This window comes from Paenibacillus sp. W2I17 (assembly GCF_030815985.1).
Taxonomy (GTDB): domain Bacteria; phylum Bacillota; class Bacilli; order Paenibacillales; family Paenibacillaceae; genus Paenibacillus.
This window is the reverse complement of sequence record NZ_JAUSXM010000001.1, coordinates 1741698-1756797: the sequence shown is the minus strand read 5'-3', so window position 1 is coordinate 1756797 and position 15100 is coordinate 1741698. Positions and strand designations below refer to the sequence as shown.

The window sequence follows — 15100 nt, the reverse complement described above, 5'->3', positions numbered from 1 at the left end:
ATAAAGGGGGTGAATCCCTTGTTTGAACTGCAGGAGTTATTACCATATTTATTCTCGATTGGACTCATCTTCACCGTCAGTTATGCCTATATTGCCCATCTTCATTGTGGCATGACAGAGTACTGGATGGAAGGTGGCGCCGGTGGTGGACTTGAACCTGTACTTCCCGCCTTGTGTTTGGACAGACAGCATAGACAGGAAGACTGGAGTCGCATGATTAGACGAAGAGAAGCGCCCGATGAAGATGAACCAGATTGTCATTCCTCGTTGAACGATTGGTCAACAAATCAACGAGGAGGATATATATGGAACATAAGACTAACAAGGGATTCACTTTTACTTCGGGCAAGGGACGGATCTATGGCCTGATTGCCATTTTGTTTGCAGTCATGCTGCTTGCCGGATGCAGCAACAACGTGTCTGAGATTACTTCATCGACACCGGGATTTTTTAATCACTACATTGTATTTCCACTGTCGTATCTGATTCAGCATATTGCCACGATATTTAACGGAAGCTACGGGGTCGCGATTATTGTTATTACGCTGGTCATTCGTTTAGCACTGTTGCCCTTGATGATGCGTCAAGCCAAGTCCCAGCAGGGAACACGAGTCATCATGAACGCCATGAAACCCGAGATGGATGCGCTCAAGAAAAAATATGAAGGCAAAAATGATCCTGCTGATAAGCAAAAGCTGTCTCAGGAAACGATGGAGCTATACAAGAAACATAAGTTCAATCCGCTGAACATTGGTTGCTTGCCGATGCTCATTCAGTTGCCTATACTTTCAGGTATTTACACAGCCATCCGACTTACACCGGAGTTGTCCTCCCACTCGTTCCTGTGGTTCAAACTGGGAGCGCCGGACTACGTACTCGCTGTGGTGGTTGCGGTCATATATCTGATTCAAGCCAAGGTATCACAAGCCAACATGGCGCCTGAGCAGCGAAAACAGTTCGCCATCATGGGATATCTCTCCCCATTGATGATGGCATTCTTTTCTCTTACAGCTCCGGCAGCGATGCCGCTCTACTGGACCGTTGGGGGTTCGTTCCTGGTACTACAGACATTATTGTTCCGTAAAATGTACCCGGTGGAACACCTACAGGAGCCTGTGGTTGTGGAAGTAAGTAAGAAAAAGAATAAAAAATCCAGCTCCGCCAAACCTTCTCGGAAACCTGCAAAGTCTTAATAAATTTGGTCGCAGGTGACAAGAGAAACATGGTGACTACGTAATCTTGTTGAATACAAAAAACATAATGAAGAAGCCTGATCCATATGGATCAGGCTTCTTTTTTGTACTATCAGGTGTTCCTTTTTAGTTTTTTACGAAAGCGGATGGAAAGCATAACGTCCACTGCCTGTTCCCCAATATCACTTAATGATATATACTTACCTGATCAAATGTGATATTGATAATCAATATCAATTATTAAGTGATGTATACATTGGAAAAAGTGAGACGAGGAGTGCGGGTAGATGCAAGAGGAAGAAGCAAGACAGGGATTTACACCAGAGATGATTGATATGATGGCCAGTATCTGGACACGTTCGATCATTACATTAATAGATGTACGCTTACAGAATATAGCGTCACAATACCCGTTGGAGCAATATAAAATACCTAGTAGCATGTTTATCTATGCATATGGGGGAGAAGCGCAAATCCAACTGAATGAAACCACATTTGCAATGGAACGCTTCGGTTTAGTTCACGGCGGGAAGGGGAGCCTGCTCAGTATTACGCCTAAAGAGGAGATGGTGAAGACCTTTATGGTGTTTTATAGAGCAGAATCACCTCTCTTTTTCAAGAAACATCTGCAACAATTACTGGAGCAAGTGAATCCATTTGTTCAACAGTTTGGTTATACGCCAAGTAATCCTATCTTGCTACGCGATTGGTTCCAACGGATGATGAATGGCTGGAAACGTGGCAAGGCGATGGATCAGCTACAGGCCAAAAGTTTTCTATATCAATTGATTCATGAGGTGTACAGGGATTTGGAGGGTGGTGAGATTCGGTATCTCCAGCCAGATCCAGCCTGTTCTGCCAAGATATATCTCGATAAACATTACAGGGAGCCGATTATGTTCCAACAAATTGCCGATATGTTTGGGATCAGTGGTGGACAATTGACGCGGTTGTTCAAAAAAAGGGAAGGGATGAACTTACAGGAGTATCTCATTCAGAGAAGGATTGAAGCAGCCTGTCATGACTTGAAACATACAGAAGCGACGGTTAAAGAAATCGCAACGGGAGCTGGTTTCACAGATGAGAAAAACCTGTTCCGCATGTTTAAGAAGCATTACAAGATGACGCCAAGTGATTATCGGAAAATAAACGCACTATCCATGCAGGTTGATGGTATTGATAATGATTCTCATCTACCTTACGATGAGAGGGAACTAGCGAGTCTAGTCAAGTCTTATAGAGATGGGGAATCAACGATGTTTGGAACATTAAGAAGTAAAGAAATGATTTTGGCGGCGGCGATAAGCATGATGCTCTTATTGACGGCATGTACGTCGGGGACGCCAGCGAATAATGGGGGAACGGCAAATACAACACCTGCGCAGACACAGCAGACGGCACAACAGGAAGGGTCGGAGACAAAAGCTTCAGAAGCAGTCTCGCAGACCAGAACGATATCCACAGTTAAGGGTGATGTTGAGGTACCTAACAACCCTCAGCGAGTTGTAGTTGATTATTTGGTTGGTGATGTGGTAGCCCTAGGTGTAACTCCTTTAGGTGTGGCTAGAGCTGCACGGGGAGAGACAGAGCCGGTTTATGCTAACCAGATTACAGACTCCATAAAAGTAGCCATGGAGCCGGAAGATATCATGACGCTTGAGCCTGATCTGATCATTTTGGCTTGGAGCGATGAGTCGTATGATGATTTATCCAAAATTGCCCCGACCATTTATGTTCCCTATGGTGATATGACTACAGAAGAGCGGATACAATTTATTAGCGATGTTTTGAACAAACAGGAAGAGGCTAAGGATGTTTTGAATGCTTATACCGGAAAAATCGAAGAAGCAAAGCTAGCTTTTCAGAATGCGGGCCTATCCGATGTAACGATTACGGTTGGAGAATTCAGTGATAAAAGTAACTACATAGCTGGAGCCAAGCATGCCGTTGGCGAGCTTGTTTACGATGAACTTCAATTGCAGGCACCTTCAAAAGTCCAAACGGATATTATCGATGCAGATAAATATTGGGGCGATGTCTCCATGGAAGTATTACCCGCTTACTCTGGGGATTATATGATCTTCTTAGGAGATGGAAACGTTGCTTCTGATAATGCAGTGTGGAATGCCATACCTGCTGTGCAACATGATCGGATCGTAAAGGTAGATTCTTCGCTATCTTGGTCCACCGACGTAATGACTTCCAGTGCATTGATTGATTATATTGTTAGTCAATTGCTGGCATTAGCTAAATAAGAGTTAGAACGAAATTTTAATTGAACACTCCAAATTTTCAAACATGACCAGTCGAATTTATGGACGTTAATATCCATATTCGTTTGGATTGTAAATAGGTGATGAAAGGGAAACGAGATGAAAAGCAAGCCTGAACAAAAACGCCGTGGGGCGATGAACTTCACCGTGTACATGGTAATAGGGCTTGGATTAACGGTTCTCATGTCGGCGGCATCAATTATGTTTGGTGCTGCTGATATGAGGTTAGCAACGGTATGGGAGGCTATTTTCCGATTTGATCCAATGCTCACTGAACATCAAATTATTCAAACCATGCGTCTCCCGCGTACCGTAGCTGATCTGATCGTTGGATGCAGCCTTGCGGTATGTGGCGCTATCATGCAGGGGACAACGCGCAATCCGCTGGCCGACTCCGGGCTCATGGGGATTAGCTCTGGCGCAGCATTTGCAATTGCACTATGCCTGGCCTTTCTGCCGGGTTATTCGTATTGGCAGATGATGTTGTTCGCTTGTCTGGGAGCAGCGATCGCCACCGGTATGACTTACTTTACCGCGTCACTGGGCAATCGCGGAATGACGCCTCAGCGGCTTGTACTGGCAGGTCTGTCTATTTCAATGTTGTTTGGCGCACTCAGTCAGTACTTGGCGATCAATTATAACCTGGGCCGAGCATTGACATTCTGGACAGCGGGTAGCACAGCGGGGGTCAAATGGGGAGAATTGCTGATTATCTCACCGCTCTTTGTTGGTGGTATACTGCTGGCACTGGCGCTGTCCCCTTCCGTTACATTGCTCAGTTTGGGAGATGATGTGGCAAGTGGACTCGGAATTCGCAGCGGACTGGTCAAGATTTTGTCGACAATTATTGTACTTGTACTGACTGGATTGGCTGTTGTTGTGGTTGGCCCGGTTGGTTTTGTGGGTCTGATTACCCCGCATATTGTGCGATATATGGTAGGTGTCGACTATCGATACATTATTCCGGCAGCTGCGTTATATGGTGCTTTGCTGACCGTATCGGCCGATTTGGCTGGACGTTTGATCAATAAACCGTTCGAAACGCCGATTGCCATTATATTTTCTATCATTGGTGTGCCGTATTTTCTCTTCTTGGCTCGAAGACAAAGGAGGGAATATGAATGATCAAGCGGCGTTATACGATGAAACGAGGCATTATCATCAATGTAGTGCTTATGGTGCTCATCCTTGTGTTTGCGATCATTAGCATGAATTCTGGCAAAATGAATCTTTCACCGCTAGAAGTGCTGAACGTTCTCATAGGAAACGGTACCGATAAGCAAAATCTGATTGTGTTTGATTTTCGTTTGCCACGAATTGTACTTTCGATTTTGGTAGGTCTGGGAATGGGAGCGGCCGGGGTCGTGATGCAGAGTTTGCTGCGTAATGACATGGCTAGTCCGGGAACACTGGGAATTAGTTCGGGATCGGGTTTGTTTGTCCTGTTCTTCGTTGTATTCATTGCATCCACAGGAAAGAGTTCCTTTATTGCTCTGCCCCTGTTAGCTTTTGTTGGCGGACTATTGGCAGCGGGTTTGATCTTCTTATTATCGTATCGCCGCGGACGAGACATCTCGCCAATCGGTTTGATCTTGACCGGGGTAGCGCTAGGAAGCGGGTACGGGGCGCTGACGACCTTCTGGACACTCAAGCTGGATGATTCGCAGATGAACTTCATGCTGTATTGGCTGGCGGGGAGCCTATGGGGCGATGATTGGGGCTATATTTCCATACTGACACCATGGGTCTTGATCTTACTCGGCTATATTTTTTACAAGGCTCGCATACTGAATGCCCTCCATCTGGGCAATCAGACAGCACAGGGGCTTGGTGTTTCCGTAAATCGGCAGTTCTTAGGATTGTCAATCGCTGCTGTTGCTTTATCCTCTGGAAGTGTAGCCGTGGGAGGAAGCTTCTTTTTCGTTGGCTTGATCGCTCCGCATATGGCGAGAAAATTGGTCGGCCCCGATCACAAATTGCTCATTCCGGCTGCCAGCTTGGCTGGGGGACTAGTCGTGGTGTTGGCTGATACGATTACGCGCACGGTTAGCCTCGTAGGAGATGTGCCGACAGGAATCGTCATTACAGTCATTAGTGTTCCATATTTTCTTTATTTACTAGCAAAAGCCAAATAACACAATCAATGATATAGTCTAAATATTTTGTGGAAAACGGCTTGGTAGGACTGTGCGTTGCATTTTAAAGCAGAATGCACGATATCAAAAGTTCAAATATCGAAGTTACACTGTATTACCGCTATGCTTCTTAATCAATAGCATATAAAAAGGATGCCATTACGAAGATATCGTATTGGCATCTTTTGATCTTTTCTCATTTATTTAATAGTCAATTTGATACTGGGAAATGACTCAGGATTTATATGGCAGGTTCATCCGACAGCTGGAAACGGGAAACGAAATACCAGATGAGCTCGCGACGTGAGGATACCTTGGTTTTGGCAAAAATGGATTTTAAGTGATCCTGAACGGTGTAGACAGAAATATGCATCGCAGCAGCAATTTCCTTGGACGAATAACTGCGGAGCACATATCCGAGCAGTTCTCGCTCTCGACTGGACAATCCATGGCTTTCGGCGAGCAAGGGCAGCAAATCCTGCGGCATTGCCTGCTCCAGGCGGATGGCAATCTGGTCCGGTCCCGCGAGCTGTCGCATGAGACTGGCATGAAGGATAAGATAACGCCCATCCGGAAGTTGAATGCAGACTTTGGATGGTGAGTCGGGAGTGATCTGAGTATCGCCAGCCCGTTCTGCCTGATTCTTGCGCTGCAAGTGGGAACTCACTGCACGTACCGGACGGGGCAGGACGTCTGGCCCTACATGTTCCAGCATACGTAACTGGGACAGCCAATACTCAGCCGGGGCGTTCAGGGATAAGAGCTGGAACGTATCCGAGGTGATCAGAATGCCCGGTTCCTCGGGACTGCTGCTCGTGATCTCATCCATCAGTGTCAGGCTCGTGGACCGCAGCATCGATGCAATAGAAGCGGTCCAGGACTGAATCATCAACCGCTCCTCCTCTGTAAAGACAGCACTTTCTGTCTTACGATATAGGGTCAGATATCCCCAGCAAGCGTCTCCACTGACCAATACAGCACGCAGTTCATCACCGAACCCCGCTGGCTGAAGAATGTTGATATAACGTGGGCTTTGTTCAAGCTGTGAGTTCATGGACGTATGAAGTGTAACTGTATGCTCACCGCTGCGAATTAATTCAGCGTATTTATGTATATCTTCTTCCATGTATTCATTGATAAATAACCGATCATGAATGGCCTCAATGCCATCTTCTGTCACGGCTCCTGTGGAGAGAAGAGTCAGGGGATCAACGGTAGTGAAACAGTATGCGTCGTAAGGTACAACCGTATGGATCTGCTTGAGAACAGCTTCCCGATAGGTACGTGAGGTCCAGGTTCCTTTTTCAAGAGAAGTGATAAGTCTGTGGTTCCGATCAATACGTGATGTCAACGAGATTACTCCTCTCTCTGTGCGCATATCCCAATGTTCTGGGATTGTAGGCTCGTCCTATCCTTCTATAATGAAATTAGACGAACAACGAGTCAAGTCTAACTTCAATTCAAGAGGAGTGCGGTGTCCATGAATCACAATCCATCACCGATGAGCTGGGAAACAGCAGATGTTCATCGTTACGAACAATCGATAGCCCTGAAAATTCCGGGATATTCTCATATGCATGATCTAATGGAACGGCTGCTTGCAGCATCTTTTGCGAATAACAACGATATTCATATCCTTGTTGCCGGAGCGGGAGGGGGAAAAGAGATTGCTCTGCTCGGATCACGTCATGCCGGTTGGACATTGACTGGAGTAGATCCTTCACAGCCCATGCTGCAACTTGCTGAGAAACGAGTCGCGGAAGCAGGCATCGGTTCCAGAGTGAAAATGCAACCTGTCACGGTTGAAGAATTGCTGGAGGATACTGTATATGATGGGGCGACAAGCATGCTCATGTTACATTTCCTTCAGGGGATGGAGGCCAAGAGAACGTTTCTGACCAGCCTTGCAGCGAGACTTAAACCGGGTGCACCACTGATCATTGCGGCTGTAAATGCCGATCTTCGTTCACCTGCACATCCAATCATGATGCGAGCTTGGAAGGATCACATGTTGAGTGTGGGCGTCCTTCCTGAAGAGTGGGAGCGCTTTGCTGCTTCCCTGGGCCGTGAATCCGATCCAATATGCTCTGAAGAGATGACTCAGCTACTGACCGAATGCGGTTTTTCACATATTACACGTTACTTCGGGGCGTTCTGGGTGGAGGGGTATTATGCAATTCGAAATTAACGTGAAGCCTATGAAAGATCAGATCTGGGTGGTTGGCGGTTATGGTCAAGTGGGGCAGATGATATGTACTCAACTGGGGAAATTGTTCCCGGGTAAAGTATGGGCTGCGGGTACACGCATGAACCGTGCGGAAGAGTTCAGTAGGTCTACAGGTGGTGCTGTGCTACCACTTCAACTGGATGTAACACGACCTGTAGAGCCATCCATGTTAAGGCTTGTGAAGCTGGTCATCATGTGTGTGGATCAGAGCGATACCCGGTTTGTTGAAGCCTGCGCACAAGCCGGAACCGATTATATTGATATTTCTGCAAAATATGATTTCCTCGCCCAGGTGGAACAACTGCACACCAAAATACAACGTTCCAAATCGACCGCGATCCTCAGCGTTGGATTATCACCCGGAGTGACTAATCTGCTTGTACGCGAAGCGACCATGCATATGGATCAGGTGGAGGAAGCAGACATTACCGTAATGCTGGGACTTGGAGAGAAGCACGGAAAAGCTGCCGTGGAGTGGACCGTTGATCAGATGAATGCCACTTACCAAGTGATGCAAAAGGGCAAACCTGCTGAGGTACAAAGTTTCGGAGATGGCAAATGTATTGATTTTGGAGCGGAACTGGGGAACCGGAAGGCCTATCGATTTAACTTTTCGGATCAGCATGTGGTTGCTCGGACGTTACGTATTCCAACCGTATCTACCAGACTCTGTCTGGACTCCCGCTGGATCACAGGATCCATGGCAATCTCCAAACGTGCAGGGTTGTTTTCGCTGCTGCGTATCCCGTCTATTCGGAATGGAACGGTTAAGGCGTTTGGCCTTATTCCTGGGGGAGAGCCGATGTATGCGGTCAAGGTCGATGCCGTAGGATGGGAAAATGGTGAGCAAATCCGCGTCGAACAACTACTGGTCGGCGCAAAGGAAGCAGATGCAACAGCAGCGGTAGCTTCAGCTGTGGCAGAACGCGTGTATAAAACAGAATTGCCACATGGTGTATTTCATATTGAACAGTGTCTCTCTTTGCAGGACATTCAGGATGCACTTCATACGCCACTAAAAGTGACGACCAAGATCACCTAGTTTCATGTTCTTTTGCTGAGAACCTCCGATCTGCTATGATGGAACAATAATCATGGCATGAATGGAGGGAGATCATGAACTGCGTTGCTGTATTACCTTATTACAAAGTACAGAGAGAAGTGACGGGTCTCGCCCAAGAGATTGAGATGAATGCTCGCTCCATGATTCTGTATTCAGATAAAATTGTGACCAAATACCGCGAGTTCAACATCACGGAAGTGTTTGACATGTCATTTCGCCGTATGGGTGATGAAGGTGGATTTTTCTATTTGCACACAAGCACAGGAGTATATCCATATATGGTCGAGATCGACCCCAAACCGTTTATACAAAGTTTCAGAAAGATGACGATCCAAAAATTAAAATGACTTGACCTTGCCGTTACGTGAAGGCTTACCCTCGGATATGGAAAGAACCATAACCAATTCAGAGGAGCCGTGAATGTAATGAGTATACTGATTCAGCAAGCTACGATTCTAACAATGAAAGATGCCGATGCCCCCTTCACGGGGGATATTCGTGTTGAGGGTGATCGCATTACGCAGATTGCTGATCACATTGTGCCTCACCCGCAAGATGAGATTATCGATGGACGCAATAAGGTTGCCATGCCAGGACTGATTAATGCCCACCAACATACACCGATGAGTCTGCTCCGGGGATTCTCGGATGATCTGAAGCTGATGGACTGGCTCGAACGCAAAATGTTGCCTGCCGAAGCACGGATGAACCCGGAAGACATCTATTGGGGTGCCAAGTTATCCATTGCCGAGATGATCCGTTCGGGTACCACTGCGTTTGCGGATATGTACATTCATATGAACGAGATTGCAGAAGCGGTTAAGCAAACGGGTATGCGGGCATCACTTACACGTGGGATGGTATTCATGGAGGATGATAGGGGTCGCAGAATGCAGGAGGCGATCGATCTTGTACAACGTTGGTCTGGAGCGGCCGATGGGCGGATTACAACCATGTATGGACCCCACTCACCCTATACATGTCCCATGGAGCCGCTACGTGAAGTCATTGCTCTGGCTGTCACGGAGGATATCCCGCTACATATTCATCTGGCTGAGACAAAGGAAGAAGTTGTGAAGATTCGTGAGCGCTATGACATGACACCGACAGAGTATTTGGAAGAGGCGGGGATGTTCGAACAGGCACATGTGTTGCTTGCGCATGGTGTACACCTCAATCGCAGGGACATCGACAGATTGAAGGGCATGCGCGGCGGTGTAGCACACAATCCAGTCAGCAATCTGAAGCTGGGGTGTGGAATTGCTCCAATTACCGAGATGTTGGCTCAGGGAATTAATGTGGGAATCGGAACGGATGGAGCGGGAAGTGCCACAACCGTGGATATGTTCGAGGAGATCAAAGCCGCGACCTGGCTGCAAAAGCTGGACTATGGTGATCCCACTCGCTTGCCAGCCAAGGACGTACTAAGCATGGCTACACGTGGAAGTGCTAGTCTGCTTGGTCTACAGGATGAAGTGGGTATGCTTGAGGTGGGGTACAAAGCTGATCTGATCCTGATCGATCTGGCGAAACCACATCTTCAACCGGTACATGAGGTAGAATCGTTACTGGCGTACAGCGTAAATGGGGCGGACGTGGACACCACGATTGTGAATGGTCAGATCCTCATGAGAGGCAGAAAGCTGCTCACAATCGATGAGAATGAACTTTACCGTGAGGTGAAGGTTAGAGCCAAAAGGATTGTTGAGGGAATTTAATTTTTAGAGGTAGCGATAGCGCTAAAGTACAGGCATGGGCAGCTGAGCCGGTTGCATCAGCGATGATGGCAAGCTGATGACAGATGCAGACATTAGTCGTGCGCAGTCGGCGGCGATTGTAAAAAGACTGCTGGCAAAAGCTGGACTAATCTAATCAAATTTCTGGACACCTACACTTACTTGAAATGATTTGTTTCAAGCAAGCTGTAGGTGTTTTTTTTGCATATAGTTCTCTTCGAACCTCTTAAAGGTGCAATGGTCCAGTTCATTATCAGTTCATACTGATTTGTTACGATATGAACATCAAATAGATAGATATCGTGCATGATCAGGAGAGGAAGAGATCCATATGAAAATACTAGAAGTTAAAAATGTGAAGAAATCATACACCTTATATGGAAAAGAAAAAGTTCCCGTACTTCACGGTTTGAATCTGAGTTTTGAGACAGGGGAATTTGTCTCCATCCTTGGCGAATCTGGCTGCGGTAAGTCGACACTGATGAATATCATTGGTGGCATGGACTCCGATTATGAAGGGGACGTCGTTGTTCGTGGCAAGAACTTAAGTTCCATGACCGAGAAAGAAATGGATGATTATCGGAAGAATAATATCGGCTTTGTCTTTCAAAATTTCAATCTGATCCCGCATCTGTCTGTCCTCGAAAATGTAACGATTGCGATGCAAATGACAGATACGAATGAGAAGGATCGCAATAAACGTGCCGTTGATATTTTGACAGAGGTCGGACTGAAGGATCATCTGAACAAACGTCCCAACCAGTTATCTGGCGGTCAGAAGCAACGGGTTTCCATCGCACGGGCATTATCCAACAATCCGGACATTATTCTTGCTGATGAACCGACGGGTGCTCTGGATAGGGAAAACGGAGATCAAATCCTCGCTCTGCTGGACAGTATAGCCAAAAAGGGAATGCTGGTGATTGCCGTAACTCACTCGCAGAAAGTTGCTGACTCCGGTACACGTATTGTGAAGGTTGAAGAGGGGCGCATTAGTGACGATATTCACCTGAAAGATCCTTCTACGGCTGTTTACGAGAGTGGTCAGGATTCTTCCCGGAGCCTGAGCTTGCTTGCTTCATTCAAGATGGCACTTAAAAATATGAAACTCAACGGCAAGCGTAATGTACTGGTCGCTTTGGGTGGATCTATAGGTATATTAAGTGTACTCCTGATGCTCTCCTTGGGGAATGGAATAACGACGTATATGAATGACGAAATCAATTCAAGTATGGACCCTTTGCTCGTGGATATAACAAAGCCGAGTGAAGAAGCCAAGGATATGCAAGGCCCAGAGGCTTTGATGGCCACGGGTGAACCGTTCACCGAAGCGGATATCGAGACGATCCGAAATTTCCCTAATGTAGATCATGTAGAGACGATTACGACCATTACAGGGCAATCGACTATGGTGAATGAAAAACAAAGTGTAGGACTTACACAGTTAACGACGTTAACGGATGCTTTTGATCCAGCATTGATGACAACAGGGGTCCTTCCTGTAGAAAATGAGATGTTGTTACCTCTCGATACGGCAAAACAATTAAGCGGAAATGATCAAGCTGAAACCATGATCGGCAAGTCCGTGTTTCTATATATCAATGAGATGGATAGCAATAATAAACCAGTGACTTTGGAGAAAGAAGTAACCATCTCAGGGATCTACGAAGCGGCAGATCCGCAATCTCCAATGCAACAATCCCCGGGATACATTTCATCAGAAACGCTGGAGCAAATGTATACAGACAAGGGAATAACAATCGGGCCGATTCAGGTTAACGCCTATGCAACCGATATGAAATATGTAAATGATATCAATGAAGCTGCTGTGGATGCTGGCTTCGCAGGCTCTCAAATGGCCAAGGTCATGGAGAATATCACGACATATGTAAGTATGGCTTCCATTGTACTCGCGGGTATTGCAGGTATTTCATTGATCGTATCCGGTATTATGATACTGGTAGTACTCTATATCAGTGTCGTGGAACGGACAAAGGAGATCGGCATTCTTCGGGCGATTGGAGCAAGAAAGAAAGATATCAAGCGAATATTCTTCTCCGAATCTGCCTTATTAGGCGTATTTAGTGGTATTATTGCGGTAATATTTGCAGTGATCATTAGTTATGTATTAAACATTCTTTTGGACAATGCGTTTGGAGCCAAACTCATTAATCTCTCGGGATATTATATCTTGTTTGGTATCGTGGTAAGTACAGCAATTAGTATCGTTGCCGGTTTGATGCCATCATCAAAAGCGGCGAAGCTGGACCCGATGGAATCCTTACGATACGAATAAAACCAATTGCGGAAAGGATAATGGTTACATGAATACAATTCTGGTGGTGGACGATGATTCCCATATCCGCAAATTAATCCGAATCTATCTTGAAAAGAATCAATTCTCCGTGCTGGAAGCACCAGACGGTCAAGAGGCGTTAGATATCCTCTCGCATACGAAAGTTGATCTGGCGATTGTGGATGTGATGATGCCGCGAATAGACGGCATTGAACTGACGGAAGATATTCGGTCTTATCTGGATATTCCCATCCTGATGGTGACTGCCAAGGGAGAATCCAAGGACAAAGTCAGAGGATTTAATGCAGGATCAGACGATTATCTGGTTAAACCTTTTGATCCGGTAGAGTTAATCCTGCGTGTAAAATCGTTACTGAAACGATATAACAAAAGTTCATCAAACATAATTCAGATCAGCGGTATAACGATTGATTTGGGCAATCTAATGGTTGTTTCGGATGGACAAACTATCGAATTGAAAAAGAAGGAATGTGAATTGTTATTTTCTCTGGCGAGTTCGCCAGGGAAAATATTCACACGTACACAGCTTATAGATGATATATGGGGTATCGATTACGAAGGAGATGAGCGTACAGTTGATGTACATATCAAACGGTTAAGGGAACGTCTTGAACATGTTCCTGAGTTAGTGATCTCAACGATAAGAGGACTTGGTTATCGGCTGGAGCGGGCATGAAAATGTTTAGGAAAAGCCTGCGACTTCGCATCGTAGCTACGTTTATCGGGATTGTTCTGGTGAGTTTAATTCTTTCCTTTATGATAAATAACGGGTCCCAGGAAAAGACACCGAATCGTTTTATGGTTACTTTTGCTGAAGACCTCGCTACACTGATTAACCTGATCGATGATCCAGAAAAAGTGAAATCAAGCTTGGATATTTTTGCTCGCTACGGCTTAAATATCACTCCCGTGAATGAACAAAGTGAAGTGTTATCTTCCTTGCCAGAGGACAAAGTTCATTCGTTATTTGAAACGGGTACAACGGATGCCATTTTTCTGTCAAGTAAAGATGGAATCGCGACCATAGGCGTTCCTGGAACAAACGAGGGGATTGGCACATTTCTGATTCAAAGTGATTTCTCCTCTCTTTTTCATACACTGCGAAACACGCTCTTAACCTCACTGTTAACGGTTCTGGTGATTGGCAGCTTATTAATCCTGTTCATGTCCGGGTACATTGTGAAACCGATTAAGAGATTAACGATTGCAGCGAAGGAGATGTCATCAGGAGACCTGTCGGTCCGCTTGAAACATAATAATCAGGATGAGTTTGGCGAACTGATGGAGAGCTTTAATCATATGGCCAGTGAGTTGCAAAAAATCGATTCGGTTCGTGATGACTTTGTCAGCAATGTCTCTCATGAAATGCAATCTCCACTCACATCAATTAGAGGATTCACCAGAGCACTACAAGATGGTGTTATTCCATTAGAAGAGCAGAAAGAGCATTTGGATATTATATATGAAGAAACGCTGCGCTTATCGAGGCTCAGTGATAATCTGCTTCGGCTAGCCTCGCTGGATTCGGAGCATCATCCGGTTCATTTCACCACATTCCAGTTGGATGAACAATTAAGAAGGGCGATCTTACTGGCGGAGCCGCAGTGGTCACAGAAGGACATACAGATCGAATTGGATTTGTTGCCCTGCGAGATCACAGTGGACAAAGATTTGTTTGATCAGGTCTGGCAAAATTTAATAAACAATGCGATCAAATACACCGGTCCACAAGGTACCATTCATGTGGAAATTGAGACGTCATCTTCACATGTAAAGGTATTGATTAGAGATTCAGGACAAGGTATACCTGAGGAAGCACTCCCGTATATCTTTGATCGATTCTACATGGTGGACAAAGCGCGAAGCAGCTCGCTTCGAGGGAATGGATTGGGTTTGTCCATTGTGATTAAAATTTTGAAATTGCATCAATGTACAATTGATGTAGAGAGCGAAGTAGGAAAAGGTACGCAGTTTATTATCACGATCCCCAGATCGACCATTAAACCTTAAGGCAAGTCAGAACAGAGAGAGCAACATGGAAACAATCGGTCCCTGTACGTTCAGGATTCAGATTGCTGCCATATTGCTTTTTTTGATATCTGTATTCGCGACAAAATTTCACATATAGTTTTGTTTAGCAGTGGATCATTTGATAA

General features: G+C 45.7%; 13 protein-coding genes. 12 read left to right on the top strand and 1 reads right to left on the bottom strand.

Annotation, left to right across the window (positions count from 1 at the left end; genetic code table 11):
- Positions 1-18: 18 nt before the first annotated feature.
- The 5 genes from QF041_RS07515 to QF041_RS07495 all read left to right on the top strand — a co-directional run bounded on the left by QF041_RS07515 (position 19) and on the right by QF041_RS07495 (position 5601).
- Positions 19-369 (top strand): hypothetical protein, encoded by a 351-nt coding sequence (locus QF041_RS07515; RefSeq protein WP_241230758.1) that lies wholly within the window; start codon positions 19-21, stop codon positions 367-369.
- Complete coding sequence (gene yidC, locus QF041_RS07510; RefSeq protein WP_307413269.1) at positions 306-1193, top strand: membrane protein insertase YidC; 888 nt, start codon at positions 306-308, stop codon at positions 1191-1193. The genes QF041_RS07515 and yidC overlap by 64 nt, the downstream gene beginning before the upstream one ends.
- 287 nt (positions 1194-1480) lie before the next feature.
- Positions 1481-3448 (top strand): AraC family transcriptional regulator, encoded by a 1968-nt coding sequence (locus QF041_RS07505; RefSeq protein ID WP_307413267.1) that lies wholly within the window; start codon positions 1481-1483, stop codon positions 3446-3448.
- Between the two features lie 117 nt (positions 3449-3565).
- On the top strand, positions 3566-4591 hold the full coding sequence (locus QF041_RS07500) for a FecCD family ABC transporter permease (protein WP_307413266.1): 1026 nt from the start codon (positions 3566-3568) through the stop codon (positions 4589-4591).
- A complete protein-coding gene (locus QF041_RS07495) occupies positions 4588-5601 on the top strand; it encodes a FecCD family ABC transporter permease (protein ID WP_307413264.1) in 1014 nt (337 codons plus the stop codon). The genes QF041_RS07500 and QF041_RS07495 overlap by 4 nt, the downstream gene beginning before the upstream one ends.
- A 241-nt stretch (positions 5602-5842) precedes the next feature.
- On the opposite strand, the gene QF041_RS07490 is transcribed toward QF041_RS07495, so the two are convergent.
- On the bottom strand, positions 5843-6952 hold the full coding sequence (locus tag QF041_RS07490; RefSeq protein ID WP_307413262.1) for a helix-turn-helix transcriptional regulator: 1110 nt from the start codon (positions 6950-6952) through the stop codon (positions 5843-5845).
- A gap of 129 nt (positions 6953-7081) precedes the next feature.
- Here QF041_RS07490 and QF041_RS07485 point away from each other — a divergent pair, with 129 nt between their 5' ends.
- From QF041_RS07485 to QF041_RS07455, 7 genes are all read left to right on the top strand, one after another.
- Complete coding sequence (locus QF041_RS07485) at positions 7082-7789, top strand: class I SAM-dependent methyltransferase (RefSeq protein ID WP_307413260.1); 708 nt, start codon at positions 7082-7084, stop codon at positions 7787-7789.
- The gene (locus QF041_RS07480; RefSeq protein WP_307413259.1) at positions 7773-8870 is read left to right on the top strand and encodes a saccharopine dehydrogenase family protein; all 1098 of its coding nucleotides are present in this window, start codon (positions 7773-7775) and stop codon (positions 8868-8870) included. Before QF041_RS07485 ends, QF041_RS07480 begins: the two co-directional genes overlap by 17 nt.
- A gap of 74 nt (positions 8871-8944) precedes the next feature.
- Positions 8945-9238, top strand: coding sequence for a hypothetical protein (locus tag QF041_RS07475; protein WP_076214685.1), 294 nt, complete (start codon positions 8945-8947; stop codon positions 9236-9238).
- Between the two features lie 78 nt (positions 9239-9316).
- On the top strand, positions 9317-10609 hold the full coding sequence (locus QF041_RS07470) for an amidohydrolase (protein WP_307413255.1): 1293 nt from the start codon (positions 9317-9319) through the stop codon (positions 10607-10609).
- 349 nt (positions 10610-10958) lie between these two features.
- The gene (locus tag QF041_RS07465; protein ID WP_307413254.1) at positions 10959-12923 is read left to right on the top strand and encodes an ABC transporter ATP-binding protein/permease; all 1965 of its coding nucleotides are present in this window, start codon (positions 10959-10961) and stop codon (positions 12921-12923) included.
- A 28-nt stretch (positions 12924-12951) separates the two neighbouring features.
- Positions 12952-13620 (top strand): response regulator transcription factor, encoded by a 669-nt coding sequence (locus QF041_RS07460; protein ID WP_307413252.1) that lies wholly within the window; start codon positions 12952-12954, stop codon positions 13618-13620.
- 2 nt (positions 13621-13622) lie between these two features.
- Positions 13623-14954 carry a sensor histidine kinase gene (locus QF041_RS07455; RefSeq protein ID WP_307413250.1) on the top strand — a complete coding sequence of 444 codons (1332 nt, stop codon included), beginning with the start codon at positions 13623-13625 and terminating at the stop codon, positions 14952-14954.
- Positions 14955-15100 lie beyond the last annotated feature (146 nt).

Excerpts from the sequence above, each read along its gene's own strand:
- yidC (WP_307413269.1), top strand. The coding sequence starts at position 306 with ATGGAACATAAGACTAACAAGGGATTCACTTTTACTTCGGGCAAGGGA.
- QF041_RS07505 (WP_307413267.1), top strand. The coding sequence starts at position 1,481 with ATGCAAGAGGAAGAAGCAAGACAGGGATTTACACCAGAGATGATTGAT.
- QF041_RS07500 (WP_307413266.1), top strand. The coding sequence starts at position 3,566 with ATGAAAAGCAAGCCTGAACAAAAACGCCGTGGGGCGATGAACTTCACC.
- QF041_RS07495 (WP_307413264.1), top strand. The coding sequence starts at position 4,588 with ATGATCAAGCGGCGTTATACGATGAAACGAGGCATTATCATCAATGTA.
- QF041_RS07485 (WP_307413260.1), top strand. The coding sequence starts at position 7,082 with ATGAATCACAATCCATCACCGATGAGCTGGGAAACAGCAGATGTTCAT.
- QF041_RS07480 (WP_307413259.1), top strand. The coding sequence starts at position 7,773 with ATGCAATTCGAAATTAACGTGAAGCCTATGAAAGATCAGATCTGGGTG.
- QF041_RS07475 (WP_076214685.1), top strand. The coding sequence starts at position 8,945 with ATGAACTGCGTTGCTGTATTACCTTATTACAAAGTACAGAGAGAAGTG.
- QF041_RS07470 (WP_307413255.1), top strand. The coding sequence starts at position 9,317 with ATGAGTATACTGATTCAGCAAGCTACGATTCTAACAATGAAAGATGCC.
- QF041_RS07465 (WP_307413254.1), top strand. The coding sequence starts at position 10,959 with ATGAAAATACTAGAAGTTAAAAATGTGAAGAAATCATACACCTTATAT.
- QF041_RS07460 (WP_307413252.1), top strand. The coding sequence starts at position 12,952 with ATGAATACAATTCTGGTGGTGGACGATGATTCCCATATCCGCAAATTA.
- QF041_RS07455 (WP_307413250.1), top strand. The coding sequence starts at position 13,623 with ATGTTTAGGAAAAGCCTGCGACTTCGCATCGTAGCTACGTTTATCGGG.